The 23,999-nt window shown below is 62.0% G+C and carries 18 protein-coding genes; 9 read left to right on the forward strand and 9 right to left on the reverse strand.

All coding sequences use genetic code 11. The annotated features are described in order from the left end of the window. The first annotated feature begins 118 nt into the window (after positions 1–118). A complete protein-coding gene (locus ACP7CZ_RS18235) occupies positions 119–547 on the forward strand; it encodes a hypothetical protein (protein WP_072447021.1) in 429 nt (142 codons plus the stop codon). Here ACP7CZ_RS18235 and ACP7CZ_RS18240 read toward each other — a convergent pair. Then, positions 494–1,270: a TatD family hydrolase gene (locus tag ACP7CZ_RS18240; RefSeq protein WP_034126262.1), complete on the reverse strand. Its 777-nt coding sequence runs from the start codon at positions 1,268–1,270 to the stop codon at positions 494–496. The two genes, ACP7CZ_RS18235 and ACP7CZ_RS18240, sit on opposite strands and share 54 nt — an antisense overlap. Positions 1,271–1,272: 2 nt before the next feature. After that, positions 1,273–2,268, reverse strand: a complete 996-nt coding sequence (gene cra / locus ACP7CZ_RS18245) for a catabolite repressor/activator (protein WP_057976816.1) — start codon at positions 2,266–2,268, stop codon at positions 1,273–1,275. Positions 2,269–2,552: 284 nt separating this feature from the next. Between cra and ptsP the strand changes: the two genes are divergently transcribed. The 4 genes from ptsP to ACP7CZ_RS18265 all read left to right on the forward strand — a co-directional run bounded on the left by ptsP (position 2,553) and on the right by ACP7CZ_RS18265 (position 9,800). After that, a complete protein-coding gene (gene ptsP, locus ACP7CZ_RS18250; protein ID WP_294160770.1) occupies positions 2,553–5,411 on the forward strand; it encodes a phosphoenolpyruvate--protein phosphotransferase in 2,859 nt (952 codons plus the stop codon). Beyond that, entirely contained in the window at positions 5,412–6,332 is a 921-nt protein-coding gene (gene pfkB, locus ACP7CZ_RS18255; protein ID WP_054896898.1) for a 1-phosphofructokinase, read from the forward strand. A gap of 11 nt (positions 6,333–6,343) precedes the next feature. Continuing rightward, complete coding sequence (locus ACP7CZ_RS18260; protein WP_197900253.1) at positions 6,344–8,053, forward strand: PTS fructose-like transporter subunit IIB; 1,710 nt, start codon at positions 6,344–6,346, stop codon at positions 8,051–8,053. Positions 8,054–8,258: 205 nt separating this feature from the next. Continuing rightward, entirely contained in the window at positions 8,259–9,800 is a 1,542-nt protein-coding gene (locus ACP7CZ_RS18265) for an alkaline phosphatase D family protein (protein ID WP_294160778.1), read from the forward strand. A gap of 116 nt (positions 9,801–9,916) precedes the next feature. On the opposite strand, the gene ACP7CZ_RS18270 is transcribed toward ACP7CZ_RS18265, so the two are convergent. Then, positions 9,917–12,442 carry a PepSY domain-containing protein gene (locus tag ACP7CZ_RS18270; RefSeq protein WP_054919370.1) on the reverse strand — a complete coding sequence of 842 codons (2,526 nt, stop codon included), beginning with the start codon at positions 12,440–12,442 and terminating at the stop codon, positions 9,917–9,919. Positions 12,443–12,565: 123 nt separating this feature from the next. Further along, positions 12,566–14,851, reverse strand: coding sequence for a TonB-dependent receptor (locus tag ACP7CZ_RS18275; RefSeq protein WP_294160780.1), 2,286 nt, complete (start codon positions 14,849–14,851; stop codon positions 12,566–12,568). A gap of 205 nt (positions 14,852–15,056) precedes the next feature. Between ACP7CZ_RS18275 and ACP7CZ_RS18280 the strand changes: the two genes are divergently transcribed. After that, entirely contained in the window at positions 15,057–15,737 is a 681-nt protein-coding gene (locus tag ACP7CZ_RS18280) for a Fe2+-dependent dioxygenase (protein ID WP_294160782.1), read from the forward strand. 2 nt (positions 15,738–15,739) lie between these two features. Then, positions 15,740–16,483: a tetratricopeptide repeat protein gene (locus tag ACP7CZ_RS18285; protein ID WP_054919361.1), complete on the forward strand. Its 744-nt coding sequence runs from the start codon at positions 15,740–15,742 to the stop codon at positions 16,481–16,483. A 121-nt stretch (positions 16,484–16,604) separates the two neighbouring features. Here the strand turns inward: ACP7CZ_RS18285 and ACP7CZ_RS18290 are convergent, their stop codons facing one another. The 5 genes from ACP7CZ_RS18290 to ACP7CZ_RS18310 form a co-directional block, all read right to left on the reverse strand. After that, a complete protein-coding gene (locus tag ACP7CZ_RS18290; protein WP_014716890.1) occupies positions 16,605–17,768 on the reverse strand; it encodes a type III PLP-dependent enzyme in 1,164 nt (387 codons plus the stop codon). A gap of 444 nt (positions 17,769–18,212) precedes the next feature. Further along, positions 18,213–19,370 carry a betaine/proline/choline family ABC transporter ATP-binding protein gene (locus ACP7CZ_RS18295; RefSeq protein WP_014716891.1) on the reverse strand — a complete coding sequence of 386 codons (1,158 nt, stop codon included), beginning with the start codon at positions 19,368–19,370 and terminating at the stop codon, positions 18,213–18,215. Next, entirely contained in the window at positions 19,367–20,020 is a 654-nt protein-coding gene (locus tag ACP7CZ_RS18300) for an ABC transporter permease (protein ID WP_003188473.1), read from the reverse strand. Before ACP7CZ_RS18300 ends, ACP7CZ_RS18295 begins: the two co-directional genes overlap by 4 nt. A 12-nt stretch (positions 20,021–20,032) precedes the next feature. Then, the gene (locus ACP7CZ_RS18305) at positions 20,033–20,926 is read right to left on the reverse strand and encodes a glycine betaine ABC transporter substrate-binding protein (RefSeq protein WP_034126274.1); all 894 of its coding nucleotides are present in this window, start codon (positions 20,924–20,926) and stop codon (positions 20,033–20,035) included. 20 nt (positions 20,927–20,946) lie between these two features. After that, complete coding sequence (locus ACP7CZ_RS18310; protein ID WP_003188475.1) at positions 20,947–21,663, reverse strand: ABC transporter permease; 717 nt, start codon at positions 21,661–21,663, stop codon at positions 20,947–20,949. Positions 21,664–21,994: 331 nt separating this feature from the next. Between ACP7CZ_RS18310 and ACP7CZ_RS18315 the strand changes: the two genes are divergently transcribed. Then, positions 21,995–23,578, forward strand: coding sequence for a peptide chain release factor 3 (locus ACP7CZ_RS18315; protein ID WP_034126275.1), 1,584 nt, complete (start codon positions 21,995–21,997; stop codon positions 23,576–23,578). Positions 23,579–23,731: 153 nt separating this feature from the next. After that, positions 23,732–23,977, forward strand: coding sequence for a hypothetical protein (locus ACP7CZ_RS18320; RefSeq protein ID WP_034126276.1), 246 nt, complete (start codon positions 23,732–23,734; stop codon positions 23,975–23,977). Positions 23,978–23,999: the final 22 nt, after the last annotated feature.

The following is a 23,999-nucleotide window of genomic DNA, read 5'->3' on the forward strand; positions in this document are numbered from 1 at the left end:
CTGAAGGGCTGAACCACGGGGCCTGTGGCCCATGTCTTGATTTACCGATGCGTGTTTTATCGGGGCGTGAATAGGTGAAAATTTATGTCATCCGTCACGGTCACGAGGGGACAAAACGATGGCCGCCGCAATCGGTATCAGGGGGCATTGCGCCCAGTGCAACATGACGTTTGAACTCAAGCCTTGGCAACTGAACGCCATTGCCATCGATGTGCCGTTTGACTGTACGTATTGCCACTGCGGGTTGCAGTTGGGCTGCGTCAAGCAGTTGCGCCAGTTCAGAGCCCTGGACCAATGGGCGCTGGTGCGGCCGAGCATGATCATGCTGACGTGCGCGACCTTGCTGGTGGCCTTGGTCGCCGAGTGGCTGGGGCTGCTCAGTGTCAACGCGCAGTTCAACATTTCACTGGTCGCGGTGTTGATCCATTTGCTGGTGGTGCGCTACGCCCGTCATCGCCAGACAATGACCTTGAACTTGCAGGCCATCAGTGCGCTACCAGTTGAACAGCTCGCACGCATTGCGTGTGCTCGCCTCAGCCAGCAATAGAGGGCTGATACCCATGCGCTCGGCCAGGGCCGTGCAGATGTCTGGCAGGTGTTGCGGGCTATTGCGCTGGTTGGGGTACATGGCCGGGGCCATATCCGGCGAGTCGGTTTCCAGCACCACGGCGTCGAGGGGCAATTGGGCCAGTACCCGGTGCATGCGCAGGGCCTGGGGCCAGGTGGCAGCGCCACCCAGGCCCAGTTTGAACCCGAGCTTGATGTACTCGCGTGCCTCTTCAACGCTGCCGGCGAACGCATGGATGATGCCGCCTCTGGGTAGGCGGATACGCTTTAAGGTGGCAATTACCGCGGCGTGGCTGCGGCGAACGTGGAGCAGGGCCGGCAGCTGGAAATCCACCGCGAGTTTCAGCTGGGTTTCAAATAGCGGTTGCTGGCGCTCGTGGTCCAACTGTTCAAGAAAGTAATCCAGGCCAATTTCGCCCACGGCGCACAGTTGCCGGTGGCCATGCAGGCGCGTCAACCAGTCGCCCAGCTCCAGCAGGTCGGCGGGGCGATGCTCATCGAGATACACCGGGTGCAAGCCAAAAGCGGCGAACAAGCCTTCGTCCTGTTGCACCAAGTCCCACAGCCGCTGCCAATTTTTCTGGTACACCCCCAGCACCACCAGGCGCCGAACGCCGAGGTCACGGCTGTGGGCGAGGACGTGCGTGCGATCCTGGTCGAAGTCCTCGAAGTCCAGGTGCGTGTGGGTGTCGATCAGCTCCACGCTCAGGCCTCGTGGATACGCTGCTTGAAGGTCCGGCCAATCGCATGCACGCCGGGTTGGTACTGTTCTTCTTCAACGGCGGCCAGCGCCAGGCGCAGGGCGGTCTCGGCAATCAACTGATGTTGTTGGGCCATGGCGTTGACCGGCAGCGGGAGGAAATCCAGCAACTGGGTATCGCCGAAGGTGCCCAGGCGCAGGGGGCGTGACTTGAGAGGGAAGTCATGCAGCGCATCAAACACGCCTTGGAGCAGTACGTAGGAGGTGGTTACCAGCGCGTCCGGCAGATGCCCCAGGCGTTGAAGCAATTGCTCCATCAGCTCTCGGCCGCAGTCACGACTGAAGGCTTCGCCCTGTTCGATGATCACTTCGCCCGTAAAGCCTTGCAGCGCATCGCGGAAACCGGCGGTACGCGCCTGGCTGATGCTCAGCTCGGGCCGTGCGCCGATCAGCGCGATCTGCTTGGGCAACGGTTGCAGCAGGCTGCTAGTGAGTTGCTGGCAGGCCTGGTGGTCGTCGCTGACCACGGAGCAGAACTGGTTCGGCTCCATCTCCCGGTCGATGGCAATCACCGGCAGCCCCTTGGCCTGCAACTCGCGATAGCTGTCATCGCTGGCCGGCAGGCAACTGGCGACGAACAACGCATCGCAACGCCGCGCCCGGAACAGTTGCAGCAGTTGGCGCTCGCTCTCCGCTTCGTCATCGGAGCTGGCGATCAGTAACTGATATCCCCGCGCCCGTGCACCTTGTTCCAGCAGTTTGGCGATGCGTGCGTAGCTGGGGTTTTCCAGGTCTGGCAGGATGAACCCCAAGGTCCGCGTATGCCGGCTGCGCAGCCCCGCGGCTTGAGGGTTGGGGGTAAAGCCATGGGCTTGGACCACGGCACGCACACGCTCAACGGTGGCGTTGCTGATGCGCTGCTGTTCGGCCTTGCCATTGATGACATAGCTGGCGGTGGTAACGGACACACCGGCCAGACGTGCGATATCACTGAGTTTCAAACCGGGATTTCCTTGTTTTTTGGCGCTCGCCCCGACATTTTGTCCAATCGTAACCGATTCCAGCATTCGACCAATGTGCCACAGCAAGCGCCGAGTGGCCCTTCAAGCTTGCGCAATTAACGCGTAATCTGCCATAAATTCTAGATTAAACGTTTCAGCAAGCGTATTTTTACGATGTTCGCCACTGAGTGACCACTGCCAATTGACCGCTCAGTCAGTTAATTTCGAACCTATTTACCTACAACAATACCTAGTGCGCCCGTCGCACTAACTAGGAGAACGGCATGCTTGAGCTCACTGTAGAGCAGATATCCATGGGCCAGGTGGCTGTGGATAAATCTGCTGCCTTGCACCTGCTCGCTGACAAACTAGTGGCCGATGGCCTGGTTGCCGAAGGTTATCTCAGTGGCCTGCAAGCCCGTGAAGCCCAAGGCTCGACCTTTCTCGGCCAAGGCATCGCTATTCCCCACGGCACGCCAGAAACCCGCGACCAGGTATTTTCCACTGGTGTGCGCCTGCTGCAGTTCCCCGAAGGGGTGGACTGGGGCGATGGCCAGATCGTCTATCTGGCGATTGGCATCGCGGCTAAATCCGATGAACACCTGCGCCTGTTGCAACTGCTCACCCGTGCCCTCGGTGAAACCGACCTGGGCCAGGCGTTGCGCCGTGCCGGCAGTGCCGAAGCGCTGTTGAAACTGTTGCAAGGCGCGCCCCAGGAACTGGCGCTGGATGCGCAGATGATCAGCCTGGGCGTGTCGGCCGATGATTTTGAAGAGTTGGTGTGGCGCGGTGCGCGCCTGCTGCGCCAGGCCGACTGCGTGAGCAATGGCTTTGCCGCCGTATTGCAGCAAGTCGACGCGCTGCCCCTGGGCGATGGCCTGTGGTGGTTGCACAGCGAGCAGACGGTCAAGCGCCCGGGCCTGGCCTTTGTGACGCCGGACAAACCTATGCGTTACCTCGGCCAGCCCTTGCACGGCCTGTTCTGCCTGGCGAGCCTCGGTGAAGCGCACCAGACCCTGCTTGAACGCCTGTGTGCCTTGCTGATTGAAGGGCGCGGCCACGAGTTGGGACGCGCCACCAGCAGCCGCGCGGTGCTGGAAGTGCTGGGCGGTGAACTGCCGCCGAACTGGCCCAGCGCCCGTATTACCCTGGCCAACGCCCACGGCCTGCACGCGCGCCCGGCCAAGATCCTGGCGCAATTGGCGAAAAGTTTTGACGGCGATATCCGCGTACGTATCGTCGATGGCGCGGTGGGCGCCGTGTCGGTCAAAAGCCTGAGCAAGTTGCTCAGCCTCGGCGCACGTCGTGGCCAGGTGCTGGAGTTTGTGGCCGAGCCGACGGTGGCCGGCGATGCACTGCCCGCCCTCTTGGCCGCCGTGCAAGAGGGCCTTGGCGAAGAGGTCGAGCCCTTGCCCACGGTGAGCGCACAGCCCGCACAGGTCGATATCGAACCGGTGCTCAGCGCGCCACTGAGCGGTAGCCAACTCCAGGCCATTGCCGCCGCGCCGGGTATCGCGATCGGCCCGGCTCATATCCAGGTGCCGCAGGTGTTCGATTACCCGCTACGGGGCGAATCCGCCGCCGCCGAACGCCAGCGCCTGCACACCGCTTTGAGCGACGTGCGCACGGATATCCAGGGCTTGATCGAGCGTAGCCAGGCCAAGGCCATCCGCGAGATTTTCATCACCCACCAGGAAATGCTCGACGACCCGGAACTGACCGACGAAGTCGACACCCGCCTCAAGCAGGGCGAAAGCGCCGAAGCCGCCTGGATGAGCGTGATCGAAGCCGCCGCCAAGCAACAGGAAGCCTTGCAGGATGCCTTGCTGGCCGAGCGTGCTGCCGACTTGCGTGACATCGGCCGCCGCGTGCTGGCCCAGTTGTGCGGCGTCCAGAGCGTGCAGGAACCGAGCGAGCCCTACATCCTGGTGATGGAAGAGGTCGGCCCTTCGGACGTGGCGCGCCTGGACCCGGCCCGCGTTGCCGGCATTCTCACCGCCCGGGGCGGCGCCACCGCTCACAGTGCCATTGTCGCCCGCGCCCTGGGCATTCCGGCCTTGGTCGGCGCTGGCGCTGCGGTGTTATTGCTCAACCCGGGCACGCCACTGTTGCTCGATGGCCAGCGTGGTCGCCTGCATGTGGACCCCGACGCCGCCACCCTGCAACGGGCCACCGTGGAGCGCGACAGCCGCGAACAGCGCTTGCAAGCCGCATCGGCCCAGCGCCATGAAGCGGCGCTGACCCGTGACGGCCACGCCGTGGAAGTGTTCGCCAACATTGGCGAAAGCGCCGGGGTGGCCAGCGCAGTGGAGCAGGGCGCCGAAGGCATTGGCCTGCTGCGCACCGAACTGATTTTCATGGCCCACCCCCAGGCGCCAGACGAAGCCACTCAGGAGGCCGAATACCGTCGCGTACTCGACGGCCTCAATGGTCGCCCGTTGGTGGTGCGCACCCTGGATGTGGGCGGCGACAAGCCTTTGCCCTATTGGCCGATCGCCGAAGAGGAAAACCCCTTTCTGGGTGTGCGCGGCATTCGCCTGACGTTGCAACGCCCGCAGATCATGGAAGCGCAACTGCGCGCATTGCTGCGTGCAGCAGACAACCGCCCGCTGCGCATCATGTTCCCCATGGTCGGCAGCGTGGATGAGTGGCGCGCCGCCCGGGACATGACCCAGCGCCTGCGCCTGGAGATCCCAGTGGCAGACCTGCAACTGGGGATCATGATCGAAGTGCCCTCAGCCGCGCTGCTGGCGCCGGTCCTCGCCAAGGAAGTCGACTTCTTCAGCGTCGGCACCAACGACCTGACCCAATACACCCTGGCCATCGACCGCGGCCACCCGACCCTGTCGGCCCAGGCCGATGGCTTGCACCCTGCAGTCCTGCAACTGATCGACATCACCGTGCGCGCCGCCCATGCCCACGGCAAATGGGTAGGCGTGTGCGGCGAGTTGGCGGCGGACCCGCTGGCGGTGCCGGTGCTGGTCGGCCTGGGCGTGGATGAGTTGAGCGTGTCGGCCCGCAGCATTCCTGAAGTGAAGGCGCGGGTGCGTGAATTCAGTCTGAGCGAGGCCCAGGGCCTGGCGCAACAAGCACTGGCGGTGGGTTCGCCCGCCGAAGTGCGTGCCCTAGTGGAGGCCGTGTAGATGGCGAATATTCTGACCCTGACGCTGAACCCGGCGTTGGACCTCACGGTACGCCTGGCGCACCTGCAACCCGGTGAGGTCAATCGCAGTGAAGCGATGCTCACCCACGCCGCGGGCAAGGGCGTGAATGTGGCGCAAGTGCTGGCGGACCTAGGCCATTACGTCAGCGTGGGCGGGTTTCTCGGCAGTGCCAACCCCCAGGCTTTCAATGCGCTGATCAAGCGCCGTGGGTTTGGCGATGCCTTCATCCGGGTTCCCGGCGAAACCCGGAGCAACATCAAGATTGCCGAACAGGATGGGCGTGTCACCGACATCAATGCACCGGGGCCGCTGGTGACTGAAGAGGCGCTAAAAGCGCTGCTCAAGATGGTCGCGATCATTGGCCCGGAGTTCGATGCGGTCGTGGTGGCCGGTAGCTTGCCGCGCGGCGTCAGCCCGCAATGGTTTAAAGGTTTGCTGGAGGCGTTGAAGGACCTCGGTTTGAAAGTCGCCCTGGACACCAGCGGCGAAGCGCTGCGCCTGGGGTTGGAGGTTGGCCCGTGGCTGGTCAAACCCAATACCGAAGAGTTGGCCGAGGCCTTGGGTAACGCCACCGATGCCATCAGCCGCCTGCATCAGCAAGGCGTCGAACATGTGGTGGTCTCCGACGGGGCCGCAGGCGTGACCTGGTACCGCCCGGGTGCGGCGCTGCACGCCACGCCGCCCAAGGTGGCAGTGGCCAGTACCGTGGGCGCCGGCGACTCGCTGCTGGCCGGGATGCTCCACGGTTTGCTCAGTGGCGATACGCCGGAGCACACCTTGCGCCGGGCCACGGCGATTGCCGCGATGGCGGTGACACAGATCGGTTTTGGCATCAGCGATGACGCGCAGTTGGCGCATCTCGAAAGCGGCGTCGATGTGCGCACGCTGACAGAACAATAAGAGGGTTTGTGATGAAGTTAGCCATTGTTACCGCCTGCCCGAACGGCATGGTCACCAGTGTGCTGTGCGCCCGCTTGTTGGACGCCGCCGCCCAGCGCATAGGCTTGCACACCAGTGTTGAAGTCGTCGATGTACAGCGCCCGGAGCGCCAGTTGTCCCAGGCGACGATTGATGATGCCGAGTGGGTGCTGCTGGTCAGCAGTACCCCGGTGGATATGCAGCGGTTTGTCGGCAAGCGTGTGTTCCAGAGCACACCGGCCCAGGCATTGGCGGATGTCGAAGGCGTGCTGCGCCGGGGCGCCGAAGAAGCCCGGGTGTATGTCGCCGACGCCGCCCCGGTGGCGGCCAAGGCTGCGCCGCGTATCGTCGCGATTACCGCGTGCCCCACCGGTGTGGCCCACACGTTCATGGCCGCCGAAGCCTTGCAGCAGACTGCTCAGCGCCTGGGTTATGACCTGCAGGTCGAGACCCAAGGTTCGGTGGGCGCCCGCACGCCGTTGAGCCCGCAAGCGATTGCCGATGCCGATGTGGTGTTGCTGGCGGCCGATATCGAGGTGGCCACCGAGCGTTTCGCCGGCAAGAAGATTTACCGCTGTGGCACCGGCATTGCCCTCAAGCAATCCGAAGCCATCCTCAACAAAGCCCTGGCCGAAGGCGCGGTGGAAAGCGCGGCCGGCGGTACACCGGCCAAGGCGGAGAAAACCGGCGTCTACAAACACCTGCTCACCGGCGTGTCGTATATGTTGCCGATGGTGGTGGCGGGGGGCTTGCTGATCGCCTTGTCGTTTGTGTTCGGCATCCATGCTTTCGAGCAGCCCGGCACCTTGGCGGCGGCGCTCAAATCCGTGGGTGACCAGGCGTTCCTGTTGATGGTGCCGTTGCTGGCGGGCTACATCGCCTACTCGATTGCCGACCGTCCTGGCCTTGCGCCCGGCATGATCGGCGGGCTGCTGGCTGGGACGCTGGGGGCTGGGTTTATCGGCGGCATCCTGGCCGGCTTCGTCGCCGGGTATTGCGTCAAACTGATCAGCCGCGCAGTGCAACTGCCCCAGAGCCTGGAAGCGCTCAAGCCGATCCTGATCATCCCGTTACTGGCGAGCCTGTTTACCGGGCTTGTGATGATCTACCTGGTGGGCCCACCGGTCGCCCGCTTGCTCACGGGCCTGACGGATTTCCTCAGCACCATGGGCACCACCAACGCGGTGCTGCTGGGCATTCTGCTCGGCGGCATGATGTGCGTGGACTTGGGCGGGCCGATCAACAAGGCGGCCTATGCGTTCTCGGTTGGCCTGCTGGCCGCGTCGAGCGGCGCGCCGATGGCCGCGACCATGGCCGCCGGCATGGTGCCGCCAATTGGCATGGGCATCGCCACGTTGCTGGCCCGGCGCAAGTTCGCCCAGACCGAGCGCGAGGCCGGCAAGGCGGCGATGATCCTGGGGCTGTGCTTTATCTCCGAAGGCGCGATTCCCTTCGCCGCCAAAGACCCGCTGCGCGTCATCCCGGCCAGCATCGCCGGTGGCGCGTTGACCGGTGCGCTGTCGATGTACTTCGGCTGCAAACTCGCCGCGCCCCATGGCGGGTTGTTTGTGTTGGTGATTCCGAATGCGATGAACCATGCGTTGTTGTATTTGTTGGCGATTGTGGCGGGCAGTGTGTTGACCGGCTTGGTGTATGCCGTGCTCAAGCGACCGGAAGCGGCCGAGCTGGCCGTGACTGCCTGACCAGTAAAAGTGTGGGGGCAAGCCCAAATACCCTGTAGGAGCGAGCTTGCTCGCGAAGAACTCGCAGGCGCCGCGTTCATTCAGCAAGCCCGCGTGATCGTTGACGTTTTTCGCGAGCAAGCTCGCTCCTACAGTTGTAGCCTGTCATCTGCGCTTCATCCCGTCGTGCTTTAGTGGCCCTTTTGATACTCAAGAGGGCACCTGCATGAGCCACTTCGATCTCGGTCGCCGCCGTGTGATGCAAGCTGTGGGCGCTGGCCTGCTGTTGCCGGGCCTGGCGCCGGCGGTGATCGCTTCGGTGAAGGACCGACCGCAACTCACTGACGGCGTGCAATCGGGCGACCTGCAGGGCGATCGCGCAATGATCTGGAGCCGCAGTGACCGCCCGGCGAAGATGGTGGTGGAGTGGGATACCCGCAGCGTGTTCAGCAACCCGCGCCGATTCGTCTCGCCCCTGGCCGACAGCCGCACCGACTTTACCGCCCGTGTCGAGCTCACCGGGCTGCCGGTCGACCAGGCGATTTTCTACCGCGTGCATTTCGAAGACGCCCAGACCGGCATTGCCAGTGAACCCTGGTTCGGGCACCTGCGTAGCGTGCCGCAACAGCGGCGTGATATCCGTTTTGTGTGGAGCGGCGACACCGTCGGCCAAGGCTTCGGCATCAACCCGGACATCGGTGGCATGCGCATCTATGAAGCCATGCGCCTGCGCCTGCCGGACTTTTTTATCCACAGCGGCGACACCATCTACGCCGACGGCCCGGTCCCCGCGCAGCTCACCACTGAAGGCGGGCGCATCTGGCGCAACATCACCACTGAAGCCAAAAGCAAAGTCGCGGAAACCCTCGATGAATATCGCGGCAATTACCGTTACAACCTGCTGGATGAAAACGTACGCCGCTTCAATGCCGAGGTGCCGCAGATCTGGCAGTGGGACGATCACGAGGTGATCAACAACTGGTCATCGAGCAAGCAGTTGGATGAGCGTTACCAGACCCGTGACATCAACACCCTGGTGGGCCGCGCCCGCCAGGCCTGGCTGGAATATTCGCCCATGCGCCGACAGAGCGCCGACAGTGGCGGGCGCATTTATCGCAAGCTCAGTTATGGGCCGCTGCTGGATGTGTTTGTGTTGGATATGCGCAGCTATCGCGGGCCGAATGACGACAACCTGGGCGCTGAAAAACCCTTTCTTGGGCGTGAACAGTTGGACTGGCTCAAGCGCGGGCTCAAGGCATCGCAAGCGCAGTGGAAGGTGGTAGCCGCAGACATGCCTATCGGCCTGGGCGTGCCCGACGGTGAGGTCAGCCCCGGCGTGGCGCGTTGGGAAGCGATCGCCAATGGCGACTCTGGCCCGGCGCAAGGGCGTGAGCTGGAGATCGCCGAACTGCTGGGGTTCCTGCATGAGCACAAGGTGCGCAACCACCTGTGGCTGACGGCCGATGTGCATTACTGTGCGGCGCATCACTATCACCCTGACGGCGCGGCGTTCCAGGATTTCGAGCCGTTCTGGGAGTTTGTGGCGGGGCCGTTGAATGCTGGGAGTTTCGGGCCCAACCCACTGGATAAAACCTTTGGCCCGCAGGTGGTATTCCAGAAGGCGCCACCGGCACAGAACACCTCGCCGTTTGCGGGCTTTCAGTTTTTTGGTGAAGTACAGATTGATGGGCAGACGGCGGAGTTGACGGTGATGCTGCGCGATCTCGATGGAGTCTCGGTGTTCGAGCAAAAGCTGCAACCGGCCTGATCGTTCCCACGCTCTGCGTGGGAACGCATCCTGTGACGCTCCGCGTCACGCCGTCAAGAGCGGACGCGGAGCGTCCAGGGCGGCATTCCTACGCGGAGCGTGGGAACGATCAAATATCAATAGACATCCCTGCGATAGCGACCCTGTTCGATCAGGCGCTCCAGCGCCTCATTGCCCAAGATGTCTTTCAGTGCCTGATCCACCCCCGTCGCCATCCCCTGCAAGCTGCCACACACATAAATCGCTGCGCCGTCCGCGAGCCATTTGCGCAGCACATCCGCTGACTCGCGCAGGCGATCCTGTACGTAGATCTTCTCCTCTTGATCGCGGGAAAATGCCAGGTCCAGCAGGGCCAGGTCTCCACTGGCGAGCCAGCCTTGCAGTTCGTCCTGGCACAGGTAGTCGTGGGCGATATTGCGCTCGCCGAACAGCAGCCAGTTTCGCTGCTGGCCGTCGGCAATGCGGGCTTTGAGCAAGCTGCGCAGGCCCGCAAGCCCGGTGCCGTTGCCAAGCAGAATCAGCGGCACAGGCGCGTCGGGCAAATGGAAGCCGCTGTTGCGCCGCAGACGCAGGCTGATGGCCGAGCCGAGGGCGGCGTGTTCAGTCAGCCAGCCGGAGCCAAGCCCCAGGCTGCCGTCGGGGTGGCGCTCCTGGCGCACAATCAGCTCCAGCACGCCGTCGCTGGCAATCGAGGCGATGGAGTATTCGCGCATGCCCAGGGGGACCAGCGCATCCACCAATGCCTGGGCGTGCAGGCCGACCAGGTGCGTGCGGTTTTCCGGCAGTTGGCGCGTGGCCAGGGCCTGATCAAGGGTGTGGGCGACGCCGTCGATCACCACACCGTCGCTGCCGACCAAGCCCAGGCCGGCCAGGAAGTGTTCGATGGCCCAGGGGCAATTGCGCGGCAGGACTTCCACCAGGTCGCCGGCCAGCCAGCTGTGCGCAGACGTGGATGTGAGGCCCAGCAGGTAGACGGGCGAGCCGACACTGTCGGGGTTGAGCAGGGTGCGTTGGCTCAGGGTCCAGTTTTCGTACTGGGCCGTCGGCCAGGCCGCTGCCGGCGCATGCCCGGTGAGCTGGCCCAGTTGCTGTTGCCAGGTCTGCAGCGCCAGTGTATCGCCGCTGTCGACTTCCACCGGGGCAAACAGCGGGGTGCCGCCCTGGTTGGTCAGCCAGAAATGCAGGCGCCGGGCAAAGCCGCAAAAATGTTCGTACTGCCGGTCACCCAGGGCCAGCACCGAGTAGTTCAAGTCTTTGAGGGATAGCGCCTGGCCGAGCACGCTACGCTCGAAACCTCGGGCGCTGTCGGGCGCTTCGCCGTCGCCAAAAGTACTGACCACGAACAGCGCGTTCTGCGATTGGCTGAGGTCGTCGCGGCTGACACTGCCCAGGGGCTGCACCTTCACCGCCAGGCCCGCAGCCTGCAGTTGCCCGGCCGTTTGCCAGGCCAGTTGTTCGGCAAAGCCGCTCTGGCTGGCGAAGCCGATCAGCCAGGCCGGGGCATCGCTGTGGTTATCTGTCAGGCCTTTGCGGGCATCGCGGACCTGGCGCTTTTTGCGGCGTCGGTCCAGGTACAGCAGCCAACCCGTGATGAAAAACAGCGGCATAAGCAGTGAGCTGACGGTGAGGACGATGCGCCCGACCAGGCCGAAATAGCTGCCGGTGTGCAGCGCATACACGCTCGTCAGCAACTGCGCCTTGAGGCTTTTGCTGGCGTAGCGCTCGTGAGATTTGACCTCGCCTGTGGCCGGGTCCAGGTTGATCTGGTTCAGCGCACGGTCATGGGGCGATGAAGTGAGCAGGTAATACACGGTGGCCGGTTGCCCGGCGACCGCGGGCATCCGAATGTTATAGGCGCTCAAGTCGGGGCCGGCGTTGCTGTAGATGCTGCTCCAGATCGCGTCGTAGTTGGCCACCGGAGCCGGGCCTGCGGGGGCTGGGCCGCGCTTGCGCATGCGCTCGTTCTGCGGCGCGTCGGACAGCAGTTTGGTCACGCCACGGTTGTACCAGTCGTACGACCAATACAGCCCGGTCAGCGCTGCCAACAGATAAAACAGCAGGCACCAGGTGCCGAATACCGAGTGCAGGTCCCAATTGAAGCTGCGGCCCTTTTTGCGCCAGTCCAGGGTCAGCCAGACACGCCAGCTTTTCACCTGGCGCGGCCAGCGCAGGTACAGGCCGGAGAGGCAAAAGAACAGCAGGATCAGGGTGCAGGCGCCGGTGATGTTGCGCCCGGTGTCGCCGATGGCGAGGAAGCGGTGCAGTTGCAGGATAAAACCGAACAGGTCCTGGCCGACCGCGTCGCCCAGGTAGTCGCCGGTGTACGGGTCAAAGTAGCGCATCTGGCCACGGCGCTCGCCAGGCGGCGGGGTGAAGGACACGCGGCCGGCGTTGCCGCTCTCGCTTTCTACCCACAGCATGGCCACGGTCTTGCCTTCGGCCGCTTCCAATTTGCGTACCAGCTCGGCGGGCGGCAGTACACCGGCCTCGCGTTTCTGCACGCTCAACACGGTGGGGTTGAGCGCCCGCAGGATCTCGTCCTGGAACGAGTACGCGGCCCCGGTGACCCCCATCAAGGCCAGCACCAGCCCGGCCGTGATGCCGAAGAACCAATGCAACTGGAACAGGGTTTTCTTCAACACGTCGGAGCGCCTCGCTTAGCTGGATATCTGATCACGGCGCGCATTATGCCGTGAGTTGCCGGGAAACACGCAAAAGCCCCACGCATCCGATGTGTGGGGCTCCTGGCTGAACCTTGACCGCTTTTAGAAGTGGAAGCTGGTGGTCAACAATGCCGTACGACCGGCCGCCTGGTTGGCGAAATGCGTGGAGAAGGCCTTGTCGTAGTAGGTCTTGTCGGTCAGGTTCTGCACGTTCAGTTGCAGGTCGACGTTCTTGGTCAGCTTGTAGCTGGCCATGGCGTCGTAGCGGGTGTAGGAGGGTACATACACCGTGTTGCCGACATCACCGTAAACCTCATCGACGTAGAAGGCGCCGCCGCCGACGGTCAGCTTGGGCGTGATGTCGTAGGTGGTCCACAGGCTGAAGGAGTTCTTCGGCGTGTTGGGCATTTGGTTGCCTTTGTTGGAGCCTGCACTGACTACGCCATTACGCCCGTTGAGGCCGGATTTGACCAGTTCGCTGTCCAGATAGCTGTATCCCGCAAACACCTGCCATTGATCGGTGATTTTGCCGCTGGCGGACAACTCGATGCCGTCGACCTGAGATTCCCCGGCGTTCTGGTAGGTGAGCGCATCCACCAGGATGCGGGTGTTTTTCTTCTCGGTGCGGAACACGGCTGCGGTCAGGGACAGGCGGTCGTGGAACAGGTCCCACTTGGTGCCCAGTTCGTAGTTGACGGTTTCTTCTGGCTGCAAGTCGCTGGTGGCGGCACCGGCAGACAGCGGGTTGCCGTCGGATCCTTCGCCTACCAGGCCACCGGCTGGCGTGGCCGATGTGGCGTAAGAGGCGTAGATGCTGGCGTTCTCCACCGGCTTCCACACCAGGCCGGCCTGCCAGTTGAAGAACTGGCTGTCGTCCTTGATCTTGGTGCGCCCGGCGACGGCGTTGGTGTTGGCTTCGGTGTCAAAGGTGTCGTAGCGCAACCCCACGTTCAGTAGCCATTTTGGATCGAGTTCGATGGTATCGAACACGTAGGCGGCGCGGCTGGTGGCCTTGGTGTTGGTACCGTTGTAGTTGCGCGCGATGCTGCCGTTCCAGGCGTCGTCGGGGTTCGGGTTGCTCAGTGAGGTGCACTGGCCGCCCAGGCTGCCCTTGGGCGTTGTGCACACCGGGTTGGCGTTAGGGCTGACGGTGTAGCCGCTGACACGGGTTTCTTCGCCGGTAAATTCCAGGCCGGTGGAGTAAGTGTGCTTGAAGCCCAAGGCCTGAAAGCTGCCAAACAGATCGGTCTGGTTGGTGGTTGTGGTCGTGGTGGAGACACGGCTGTTGGCGCGACGCCAGACAGTGCCGTAGCGGTTGACGTTGAACTTGCTGTCATCCGGCTGAGTAAGCACATAGTCCTGGCCGGTGCTGCCGTGGCGCAGGGTGTTCTTGAGCGTCATGTTGTCGTTCAAGTCGTGTTCGATGGAGAACGTGCTGATGTCCGCACGGGTCTTGCGGAAGTCACGGCTTTTCAAACCGTAGAAGTTGTTGCTGTCGCCGCCGTCGTTGGGTTTGTCATGCACGTGGGCTGTAGCGGTCGACGAACCGTAGCCGTAGGGAATCCCCGAATCCGGCAGGTCATCACTTTCCATATGGTAGTAGCTGAGGTTGACACGGGTCGGTGTGCCCAAGCCAAAAGTCAGCGACGGCGCAACGCCCCAACGGTCGTAATTCACCGCGTCGCGGCCGGCCACGTTTTGTTCATGGCTCATCAGGTTCAGGCGGAATGCCGCGCTGTCGTCCAGGAACTGGCGGTTCACGTCGAGCACGTAGCGGCGGGTCTGGTCGGAGCCGTAGGTAAAGCCGCCGTTGGTGAAGTCCCGCGCTTGTGGGGTCTTGCTCACCAGGTTGAGGCTGCCACCGGCTGAGCCACGGCCGCCGAACGAAGAGTTCGGGCCTTTGCTGACTTCGATGGACTCGATGTCGAAGATCTCGCGGCTCTGGCCACCGGTATCGCGTACGCCATCGAGGTAGGTATCGCCCTGGGCGTCGAAACCACGGATGAACGGGCGGTCGCCCTGAGGATTGCCACCTTCACCGGCGCCGAAGGTGATACCCGGTACGGTGCGCAACGCGTCCTGCAGCGAGGTGGCGGCGGTGTCCTTGAGTACTTGTTGCGGCACCACAGTGACCGAGCGCGGCGTGTCCACCAGCGGCGCGGTGTACTTCTGCGACGAGGCTTTCTCCACCTGGTAGGAGGTGTTGTCCTGCTCCTGGCCGGTGATGTTGGTGGCGCCGAGGGAGATAGGGTTGCGCTCGCCTGTTGGCTCGGTATTTTCAGCGGCCTGTGCCAGGTGGGCGGCGGAGCCGGCACTCAGGGCAACGCCAATGGCGGAGGCCAGCATGCGTGGCGAACGGGCCGGTATTTTTAGAGTAGTGCGCGACATGACGTGTCCCTTCCCCAAGGATGTGAGGCCGCGGAATATAGGGCCAACAAGACTTTGTATCAATTGCGAGATATTGCTATTCGCATCAAATTTACATTCTTTACACTTTTTTGTTACGGATTTTGCGCTCTCGTTCGTCCCCGTGTTTTACAGAGAGGATAAGAATCAATACCATTGACGCCTCTCTGATCCCAGGTATTGCCCCATGTTGCTGCACATTCCCGGCCTGTTCTCTCGCGAGGAGGTGCTGCGCATTCGCCAGGCCCTGGAAGAGACCGAATGGGCTGACGGCAAAATCACCGCCGGTCACCAGTCGGTCAAGGCCAAGCACAACCTGCAATTGCCTGAAGGTCACCCGTTGGCCAAGGAAATTGGCGCAGCCATGCTGGAGCGGTTGTGGAGCAACCCGCTGTTCATGTCGGCCGCGCTGCCGCATAAAGTCTTCCCGCCACTGCTCAACTGCTACACCGCTGGCGGCAGTTTTGACTTTCATATCGACAATGCGGTGCGCCAGCCCAAAGGCAGCCACGAGCGCGTGCGCACCGACCTGTCGTCCACGCTGTTCTTCAGCGATCCCGACGAGTACGACGGCGGCGAACTGGAGATCCAGGACACCTTCGGCCTGCAGAGGGTCAAGCTACCCGCCGGCGACATGGTGCTGTACCCCGGCTCTAGCCTGCACAAAGTCAACGCGGTGACCCGTGGCTCGCGCTATGCCTCGTTCTTCTGGACCCAAAGCCTGGTGCGCGAAGACAGCCAGCGCACCCTGCTGTTCGAGATGGACGGCGCGATCCAGCAACTGACCCGCGACGTCCCCGACCACCCTGCGCTGATCCAGCTCACCGGCACCTACCACAACCTGTTGCGCCGCTGGGTCGAGGTCTGAGCATGGGTTTTTTATTGCGCCGCGAAGAAGTGCTCAATGTCGAACAATTGCAGAGCATGCTCGATGACTCCCCGGTGCGCGCCGCCCAGGCCATCCTGATCGCCGCCAAGGCAGGTGTGGTCGAGGCCCAGGCCCTGCTCGGGCAAATCCTGCTGGAAGGGCGCGGCATTGCCCGCGATGAGGCCCTGGCGCTGCGCTGGTTCCAGATTGCCGCGCAGGGCGGGCACCTGATGGCGCGCAATATGATCGGGCGTTGCCGGGAGCATGGCTGGGGCTGCGCTGTCGATGAAGCCGCCGCAGCACGGGAATATCGCCTGGCGGCACACGCCGGGTTGGATTGGGGGCAGTACAACTACGCCAACCTCTTGGCTACCGGCCGTGGCGTTGTTGAAGACCAGGCACAAGCACTGGCGCTGTATCGCCAGGCTGCCGAACAGGGCCATGCCAAGTCGATGAACCTGCTCGGGCGTTACCTGGAAGACGGGCAGCATTGCCCCAAGGATGTTGAGGCGGCCGTTGAGTGGTACCGCCGCTCAGCCGAGGCAGGTGATTTTCGTGGGCAGTTCAGCCATGCGGCGGTGCTGGCCGACAGCGGCCAGATCGACGCGGCGCTGGAATGGTTGCACAAGGCGCTGGCAGGCGGGAATCTCAAGTTTCTGCAAACGGCACACAAGGCGCTGGCACGGGCGGATGACCCGCGAATTCGCGCCATGGCCGAGTTGTACCGGCAACGAGCTACGAGCTGATCGTTCCCACGCTCCGCGTGGGAATGCCGCCCTGGACGCTCCGCGTCCGCACTTGAGCGCGTAACGCAGAGCGTCACAGGAGGCGTTCCCACGCAGAGCGTGGGAACGATCGGGGGTGGGGTTAAACGTAGAAGGATTTCAGCGGCGGAAACCCATTGAACTCAACCGCGCTGTAGCTGGTGGTGTAGGCACCGGTCGACAACCAGTACAGACGATCACCAATGGCCAGGTTCAACGGCAGGCCGTACTTGTAGTTTTCGTACATGATGTCGGCGCTGTCGCAGGTCGGGCCGGCGATGACCACTTCTTCCATCTCGCCTTTCTTCTCGGTCCAGATCGGGAACTTGATGGCTTCGTCCATGGTTTCGATCAGGCCGGAGAACTTGCCCACATCCGTGTACACCCAGCGCTCGACGGCGGTACGGGACTTGCGCGCCACCAGCACCACTTCGCTGACCAGGATACCGGCGTTGGCGATCAACGAACGGCCAGGTTCCAGGATGATTTCCGGCAGGTCGTCACCGAAGTCTTCTTTAAGGAAACGGATGATTTCTTCGGCGTAGGTTTCCAGGCTGTTGGTGCGGGTGATGTAGTTGGCCGGGAAGCCGCCGCCCATGTTGATCAGCTTCAGGTGGATGCCGTCTTCTTCTTTGAGGCGTTCGAAGATCACCTTGACCTTGGCGATGGCTGCGTCCCACACGCTGATGTCGCGCTGTTGCGAGCCGACGTGGAACGAGATGCCGTAAGGCACCAGGCCCAGGTCGCGGGCGAGGATCAGCAGGTCCATGGCCATGTCGGTCTGGCAGCCGAATTTGCGCGACAACGGCCAGTCAGCAGTGGTCGAGCCTTCGGTGAGGATACGCACATACACTTTCGAACCCGGCGCGGCCTTGGCGATGTTGCGCAGGTCGGCTTCGGAGTCGGTAGAGAACAGACGCACGCCCTTCTCATAGAAGTAGCGGATGTCCTTGGATTTCTTGATGGTGTTGCCGTAGCTGATACGGTCGGCGCTGACGCCGCGGTCCATGACCTTGTCCAGCTCATAGATCGAGGCGATGTCGAAGCTCGAACCCTTGTCTTTCAAAAGGTCGATGATCTCAACGGCGGGGTTGGCCTTGACCGCGTAATACACCTTGGCGAATTCGAAACCGGCGCGCAGGTCATCGTAGGCCTGGCTGATCATCGCGGTGTCGATCACCACGAACGGGGTTTCTTGCTTGTCGGCGAACGCCTTCATTTTGTCAAAAGTGGCGCGCGCGAAATAATCTTCGACGTTGATCGACATGCTGGGAACTCCTAAGGGCAAACTAATTTGATCAATGGGTGCAAATGAACGTCCTCCGTATCCCCACTTTGGTTCGCCTACTTCCCAAGGCATGTCGCCGAAAGCAAAAAGGCCATGGGGTAAGCTGCCCTTGGCCTTGCTGTCTCGTCGTCAGTACTTGAGCCGGATGGATCGTTTCCAGCATGGACGTTCGGCGCGAACTTTAGGGCTTGGCGGGCGTGGGATCAACTAAAAATGTCGCGTTTTTGCACGCGTTCGTCGCGCGGCCGCGTGAAGCTACTTATGTAACCGACCGGTGTGACGGATTGATGTTCCCCGGATGGGGCCAATCAGATGGATTTGCGGTGTATTCATCGCAGGCAAGCCAGCTCCCACATTTGAACTGCATTCTTATGCTGGAATGCATTCCCCTGTGGGAGCTGGCTTGCCTGCGATAGCGATCTATCAAGCCAAAGCAGTTTCGGCAGGCGAGACAATGCTGGTCTTGCCGCCACGGGATTTACCGGAACTCAGGTACTCGGCAATCGACTCCTGGGTCACTTCACCCAGGAACACGCGCTCGGCATCCATCACCGGCAACCACGAACGGTTGAACTCGTACATGCGCGACAGCAGGATGCGTAAATGCTCGTCGTACGCCGCCGTGGCATTGAACTCGCGCAGGTACTGGCCGCAGGTGCCGGCCTGGCGGTGCAGGTCGCGACGGCGTACGTAGCCCAGCGCCTTGTTCTCCGAACAGGTGACCACCACATAGCGGCGGTCGTGCTCGTCCATCAATTCCAGCGCATCGGCCACGGGTGTTTCCGGGCTCACCGACGGGGCGTTGTCCGCCGCGTCTTCGGCTTTTACCAGCAGCAGGCGCTTGAGGGTGCTGTCCTGGCCCACGAAATTGCTGACGAACTCGTCGGCCGGGTGCGCCAGCAGCGTGTCCGGGTGGTCGATCTGCAGCAGCTTGCCGGCGCGGAAGATGGCGATCTTGTCACCCAGCTTGATGGCTTCGTCGATGTCGTGGCTGACCATGATCACGGTCTTGTTCAGCGCGCGCTGCATCTCGAAGAATTCGTTCTGGATCATCTCGCGGTTGATCGGGTCGACCGCGCCGAACGGCTCGTCCATCAGTAGCAGCGGCGCATCCGCCGCCAGGGCGCGGATCACACCGATGCGCTGTTGCTGGCCACCGGACAGTTCACGCGGATAGCGATGCAGGTACTGCTTGGGCTCCAGCTTGATCATGCTCATCAACTCGCGGGCGCGGTCGTGGCATTTCTGCTTGTCCCACCCGAGCAGCTTGGGCACCACCACGATGTTCTCTTCGATGGTCATGTTGGGGAACAGGCCGATCTGCTGGATCACGTAGCCGATGTTGCGACGCAGGGTCACCTCGTCGAGGTCGGTGGTGTCTTCGCCGTTGATCAAAATCTTGCCCGAGGAGGGCTTGATCAGTCGGTTGATCATTTTCAGCGTAGTGCTCTTACCGCAGCCCGAGGGCCCCAGGAACACGCAAATCTCGCCTTCGTTGACGGTCAGGCTCACATCGTTGACGGCGGTGACGGTCTTGCCGTTGCTTTGAAAAGTCTTGGACAGGTTTTGAAGTTCGATCATTTGAGCAATCCTTTTGGAGTCAGCGAGCGTTGCAGCCATTGCAGAAGCAGGTCGGCGAAGATGGCCAGGAGACTGACCAGCACGGCGCCGACGATCAGCATCGACATATCGCTGCGGCTGATGGAAGCCAGAATAAGTACACCCAGGCCACCGGCACCGATGGTGGCGGCGATGGTCATCACACCGATATTCATCACCACGGCGGTACGCACGCCAGCGAGAATCACCGGCACCGCAATCGGCAGTTCGACCATGCGCAGGCGCTGGCCGAAGGTCATGCCGATGCCGCGTGCGGCTTCGCGAATGCCTGGCTCAACGCCGGTGAGGGCCAGGTAGGTGTTACGCATGATTGGCAGCAGGGAGTAAAGGAACACGGCGGTGATTGCCGGCATTGGCCCCAGGCCCTGGCCGAACTTGGAGTAGAACGGCAGCAGCAGGCCGAACAGCGCGATGGATGGCACGGTCAGCAACACTGTGGCGCTGGCTTGCAACGGGCCGGCCAGGGTCGGGAAGCGCGTCATCAGAATGCCCAAGGGCACGCCGATGAAGATCGCGAGGATCACGGCGATGCCGACCAGGGTAATGTGCTGCCAGGTCAGGTGCAGGACCTGGGCCCAATCAAGATGGGAAAAGGCGTTCAAAAATTCCATGTCTTCTCCTTTTTAGTTGATTGGATGTTGGCGCAGGAAATCGGCGGCAACGGCGGACGGGCTTTCATGGTCGACGTCGACCCGTGCGTTCAGTTGGCGCATGGTTTCATCGTCGAACAGGTTGGCCAAAGGCTTGAGTTCGGCGGCCAGCTGCGGGTGTTTGTCGAGGTATTCCTGGCGGATCACCGGGGCTGCGGTGTAGTCGGGGAAGTAGTGCTTGTCGTCTTCGAGCAGCTTCAACTTGAACGCGTTCAGGCGGCCGTCGGTGGTATAGACCAGTCCGGCAAACACTTGGCCATTACGCAGGGCGGTGTAGACCAGGCCCGCGTCCATCTGCCGGGTGTTGTTGCGCGTCAGGTTCATGTCGTACAGCTTGACCATGCCCGCCAGGCCGTCGGAGCGGTTGGCGAACTCGGTGTCCAGGGCGACCAGGCGGTGCTCTTTGGTGTCTTCGGCCATGGCTTTGGTGAGATCGCTGATGCTGTTGATCTCGGGATGTTCCTCGGCAACTTTCTCCGGCAGCGCCAGTGCGTAGGTGTTGCTGAAACGCGACGGCGACAGCCAGACCAAGCCTTTTTTCGCATCGAGTTCTTTGACCCGAGCGTAGGACTGTTCGCTGTCGAGTTTCTCGTCGATATGGTTGTAGGCCACCAGCGACACGCCGGTGTATTCCCAGATCAGATCCAGTTGCCCGCTTTCCTGGGCGCTACGCGCCAGGTTGCTGCCCAGGCCGCCGGTCACACGGGCGTCGTAGCCCTTGGTGCGCAGGTACTGGGAGGTGATTTCGGCGAGCAGGGTTTGCTCGGTGAACACCCGGGCGCCAATGCGGATCACGGGTTTTTCAGCGGCTTGCGCAATACCTGCAAACAGCAGGGCGCAGCCTAATATCAAGCTCAGCTTTTTCATGTGATTTCCTTTACCGGGCCTTAAGACGGGCGCAACCCGCGTTCCAGCCAGAGGCGGCTGGCCATGGTCACCAGGCCATCAAGCAGCAATGCCAGCAGCGCGGTACACGCGGCGCCGAGCAACAGTTGCGGCTGGTTGTTCAGGGCGATGCCAGGGAAAATCAGGCTGCCCAGGCTGTTGGCGCCAATCAGGAACGCCAGCGGTGCGGTACCGACGTTGATCGCCAGGGCCACGCGTACACCGCCGATGATGATCGGCACGGCGTTGGGCAGCTCCACGCGAAACAGCACCTGGCGCGGGGTCATGCCGATGCCGGTGGCGGCTTCCTTGAGGGAGCCCTGAACGTTTTTCAGGCCTTCGTAGGTGTTGCGCACGATGGGCAGGAGCGAGGCAAGGAACAGCGCGAAGATGGCCGGGCCGCTGCCGATGCCGAGGACGCCGAGGGCGATGGCCAGTACGGCCAGGGGAGGGACGGTGTTGCCGATGTTGAAGATCTGCATGAAACGTTCTGCGCGCCCGACCATGTTGGGTCGGCTGAGCAGGATACCGGCGGGGATGCCCACAATCAGGGCCGCCAGCATGGAGACTAAAACCAGAATCAGATGAGCTTGCAGGTAAAACAACAAATCGTCGCGGTACAGTTCGATCGTGTTGATGCCGATCCAGTGGACCAGCAGGGCCAGGAGAGCGACGACAACCACTGCTCCTATCAGCCCTTTGCCATAGCGAATAGCCACAGGCGGACTCCTTTTTTTCTTTTGTCGGCGAACACATTTCCGAGCGGCAATGCCATTCCTGGCTGCCTCTGATGAGTTCGCGAAAAGCAGCTCGCCGATACTGGCTATGCAGTATGCGATCGAGCCATAAGCGCAGCCTCGTCAGGCTAACTTGCTGATTTTTCAGCCCCTGTTCCGAGTGCGGTAGCAGGGGAGTGGACGTCTCGACCTTTTAAAAGGTTCCACACTTGGGCGCATTTAGCCACCCCCAATGGGCTCAACGGTGGTCCGTACCCTCGCGTTTGCGCTATACTCGCCGCCCTTTTTTGACTCACCTGCCAGGCGATTTCCCATGACCCACCAGGCCGCCGAAGTCGCGAAACGCCGCACTTTCGCCATTATTTCCCACCCCGATGCCGGTAAAACCACCATCACCGAAAAGCTGTTGCTGATGGGCAAGGCGATCGCGGTAGCCGGCACGGTGAAATCGCGCAAATCCGACCGCCATGCCACCTCCGACTGGATGGAAATGGAAAAACAACGGGGTATTTCCATTACCACGTCGGTCATGCAGTTCCCGTATCGCGAGCACATGATCAACCTGCTCGACACCCCAGGGCACGAAGACTTCTCCGAAGACACCTACCGCACCCTCACCGCGGTGGACTCGGCGCTGATGGTCCTCGACGGCGGTAAAGGCGTCGAGCCACGTACCATCGCGCTGATGGACGTGTGCCGTCTGCGTGACACGCCGATTGTCAGTTTCATCAACAAACTCGACCGCGATATCCGCGACCCCATCGAGCTGCTGGATGAAATCGAAGCCGTCCTGAAGATCAAGGCCGCGCCGATCACCTGGCCGATTGGTTGCTACCGCGACTTCAAGGGCGTGTACCACCTGGCCGACGACTACATCATTGTCTACACCGCTGGCCACGGTCATGAACGCACCGAAACCAAGATCATTGAAAAGCTCGACTCCGACGAAGCCCGCGCCCACTTGGGTGACGAGTACGATCGTTTCGTCGACCAACTGGAACTGGTGCAGGGCGCCTGCCATGAGTTCAACCAGCAGGAGTTCCTCGACGGCCAGTTGACCCCGGTGTTCTTCGGTACCGCCCTGGGCAACTTCGGCGTCGACCACGTACTGGACGCCGTCGTGGACTGGGCCCCGCGCCCGCTGGCCCGCGTCGCCAACGAGCGCACCGTGGAGCCGGTGGAAGAGAAATTCACCGGCTTCGTGTTCAAGATCCAGGCGAACATGGACCCCAAGCACCGCGACCGTATCGCCTTCATGCGTATCTGCTCCGGCCGCTACGAAAAAGGCATGAAGATGCGCCATGTGCGCACCGGCAAGGACGTGCGCATTGGCGATGCACTGACGTTCTTCTCCTCCGAGCGTGAACAGCTCGAAGAAGCCTACGCCGGCGACATCATCGGTTTGCATAACCACGGCACCATCCAGATCGGCGACACCTTCACCGAAGGCGAAGCGCTGGGCTTCACCGGTATCCCGCACTTCGCCCCGGAATTGTTCCGCCGCGTGCGCCTGCGTGACCCGCTCAAATCCAAGCAATTGCGCCAAGGCTTGCAGCAATTGGCCGAAGAGGGCGCCACCCAGGTGTTCTTCCCCGAGCGCAGCAACGACATCATCCTCGGCGCCGTGGGTGTGCTGCAGTTCGACGTGGTCGCCAGCCGCTTGAAAGAGGAATACAAGGTGGAGTGCTCCTACGAGCCGATCACCGTGTATTCGGCGCGCTGGATTGATTGCAGCGATAAGAAGAAGTTGGAAGAGTTCTCCAACAAGGCCGTGGAAAACCTGGCGATCGACGGCGGTGGTCACCTGACCTACCTGGCCCCGACCCGGGTCAACCTGGCGCTGATGGAAGAGCGTTGGCCGGATGTGAAATTCCGCGCGACCCGCGAACACCACTAAGGTCTGGGCGGGTGAAAGAGGGGCGAAGCTGTGATGGCTTCGCCCCTTTTTATTGGCTTCAACTACCCAGGGTCTGGTCTCTATAAGGTTGGAAATTGGCGATAACCCTGCATTGGGTCTAGCTTTCACACAGTGACTGTGAAGGAGAGCACCGTGCGAAATGTTCGATTCGCCATCCATCTGGTGTTGCTGGCAAGCCTGGGAGCGACGACCTTTCCGACTTTTGCCGATACCGGCACGCCCCAATGGAAAGACACCGGTCCGGTCAGCAAGAAAAAGGCCAATGAAGTCAACTCCGGCAGTTGGCAGCCCCAGGTCCAACCGGCGCCCAAGGAGGATCAGGAGAACCCCTATAACGAAGGGGAAGCCAGCGATACCTATGACGACGGCGAGACCTGAAGCCTGGCGTAAATCCAGAATC

The sequence above is a fragment of the Pseudomonas sp. DWP2-2 genome, assembly GCF_049897065.1.
Classification (GTDB): domain Bacteria; phylum Pseudomonadota; class Gammaproteobacteria; order Pseudomonadales; family Pseudomonadaceae; genus Aquipseudomonas; species Aquipseudomonas paracarnis.